Annotated in this window: 2 protein-coding genes; both read left to right on the plus strand. The window is 76.8% G+C overall.

The features are described 5' to 3' along the window. Nucleotides 1-1,501 (plus strand): RICIN domain-containing protein (locus ABZ885_RS38900; protein WP_360199591.1); only part of this gene is annotated, 1,501 nt, incomplete at its 5' end. A gap of 131 nt (nt 1,502-1,632) precedes the next feature. Beyond that, entirely contained in the window at nt 1,633-2,544 is a 912-nt protein-coding gene (locus ABZ885_RS38905; RefSeq protein WP_360199593.1) for a squalene/phytoene synthase family protein, read from the plus strand. Nucleotides 2,545-2,739: the final 195 nt, after the last annotated feature.

Here is a 2,739-nt window from a genome sequence, read left to right on the forward strand (position 1 = left end):
CGGGAAGGCGGACCGGACCACCGGCGACAGCCAGTCGGACGGTCCGGCGACCACGGCCTTGGCGGCCGCGGTCAGCGGGTCTATTCGGCGCCGCATCGCCGCCGCCAGGAACGCCGCCGCGGGCTGGGCGGACAGCGGCCGCGTCGCCATGCTCGCGCCCGGCTTCCTGACCTGGCTGCACGGCATCCCCGGCACGGACGGCGTCGTTCCGTACGCCCGGGCCGCGGCCGTCGCCGAGCGGAACTCGCCGGCCCTCCAAGCCTTCCGGAGGCTTCCCGAGACCCTCCGGGCCAACCTCTGGCGACACCTGGAGGAACCGCCCGCGCCGACCGCAGGCCCGTCGGCCGCCGACACCGTCCTCGCCCCGTCCGTCCGGATCGTCCGCGGCTTCTTCGACACCTACCTGCAGTTCTACGCACTGCACACGCCGCGGCGCGACTGCCGCCAACTCGTCGCGCGGCTCGGCGACGCCGTCCGCCGCGACACCTGGGACGACCGCACCCTCGAACGCCATCTGACCCGGTGTCCGCACTGCGCCCGCGCCCGCGCCGAGCTCACCGCCGTCCACACCTGGCAGCGGCCCGTGCTCCTCGAAGCACTGCTGTTGTGGACGGGGGACGACCCCGGGCCGGGCCCGGAGCCCGCCGCGACCACGCCGGCCCCCGCGACCGCCGCCCGGCCGGCCGCACGGCCGCCCCTGCCCGTCCACGTCCTCCGGGACGCTCCGCAGCAGGCCGCGCCCGGCGCCGCCCGCCCTCGACCACGGCCTTCCGACAAGACCTTCATGATCGGTCTCCTCCTGCTCGGCGTCGTCACCGTGGCGGCGGCGGCCGCTGCCGCGCCGAACCGTCCCGCCCCGGCCGCGGCGGCCGCACAGCCGACACCGCCGCCGGTCCCGACCGCGGCTCCACCCTCGGTCCGGCCGGTGGACCCGCCGTCGACCCAGCCCTCCGTGCCCCCCTCACCCACGGCCCCGCCGACGCCGGCCCCCTCCTCGCCCGCACCCGGCCGGTCCGCCCCGGCCGGGGCCTCCACGCCCTCGCCCACCGGCCCGCCCACCGGGCTCCGCCTCGTCAACCTCCGCACCGGCCTGTGCGTCAGCCCCGGTACCGGTGAGGGCGCCGGCCTCCGCCTGGCGACCTGCACCGGCGGCGACGCACAGCGCTGGCAGTTCCTCGGCGGCAACGGCGACGGGCTCTACCGGATCCGCAACACGGCCGGCGGCCGCTGCCTGGACGGGACCACCGACGGCGGCAACACCGTCGGCGTCGTCCTGCGGGAATGCCGCACCGACCGACGGGAGCAGCTCTGGACGGTCGCCCCGGACAGGAACTCCGCCGGGTTCCGCCTCCACTTCGCCCCACGGGTCACGTCCAGCGACTACGGCGACCACCTGCTCGGGCCCGGTGACATCTGGCCGGGCCCGGCCAAGGACGGCTCGCCCCTCGTCCACCAGCCCAACTACTACGACAAGGACGACTTCCTCTTCACCGCGGACTGACCGCGAGCCGACCCTCCCCCCGGGCACCCACCGCCGGGCCGGCCGGTCCCGGGGGCGGGACGGGGTGTCCGCCCCGGCCTGCCCGGCCTCTAGGCTCGGGGCGACACCGATCGAGGAGAGGGCGCACGCGCGTGGGCAGCTGGGAGAAGGCGCTGGACGCGGCCGGGATCGACGACCCCGGACTGCGCGAGGACTACAGCCGGCAGCGCCGACAGGTGACGCAGTACAAGCGGGAGGCCGTGCTGGCCGCCGGGCTTCTCCTGCCGGCCCGGCTCGTGCCGCACGTGATCGCGGCCACCGCCTACATGCACCGCACCGACAGCCTGCTCGACAGCGGCCCGCTCGACGACCGGAAGGCGGCGTACGCGCACTGGGAGCAGACCGTCGCCGACGGCCTCGCCACCGGTGCGACCGACGACCCCGAGCTGCGCCCGCTGCTGAACACCGTCGCCGCGCACCCCGCCCTGCGCGACCGCGCACTGGAGCACCTCGCCGGGGCCGTCACCGACCTCGACTTCGCCGGATTCGCCACCGAGGCCGACTACCAGCGCTACGTGGACGGCTACTCGCTGCCGGCGTTCATGGTCGTCGCCACCCTGCTCGGCCCCGACGGCGACCAGACGGCCTACCGGGCCGCCTGCCGCACCTTCATCGACGCCGGCCAGCGGCTCGACTTCGTCACCGACCTCGCCGAGGACCTGGCCGACGGCCGCCTGACGATCCCCGAGCAGACCCTGCGCCGGCACGGGGTCACCCGGGCCGATCTGGAGCAGGCCCGTGACCTCCCGGCCGTCCGCGCGATGATCACCGACCAGCTCGACCGGGTCGACCGCACCCGCGCGGAGGGCCGCGCCGTGGTGGGTCTCGTCCCGCCCGCCCACCGGCCCATGGTCCGCTGCCTGATCGGCCTGGACGAACTGACCAGCGCCGCCGCCCGCTCCGACGGCCCCGCCCTGCTGCGCCGCCCGGCCGGCCCGTCCAAGCCCGCCGCCCTCCGCCTGCTCGGCCGCGAGTACCTCCGGGCACGCCGCGTGAACCGCTGAGCGTCCGCACCCCACCGCAGGGCCCCGCGGCTCCCGGCCCCGCGGTTCCCGGCAGACCCGGCAGACCCGGCAGACCCGGCAGACCCGGCAGACCCGGCAGACCCGGCAGACCCGGGCGGGGACGACATTGACGGCTCGCGTCCCCATCTGTCCCCGGACATGCAAAGGCCCCCGGTGCTCGAACACCGAGGGCCC

Source organism: Kitasatospora sp. NPDC047058 (assembly GCF_040643935.1).
Lineage (GTDB): Bacteria > Actinomycetota > Actinomycetes > Streptomycetales > Streptomycetaceae > Kitasatospora.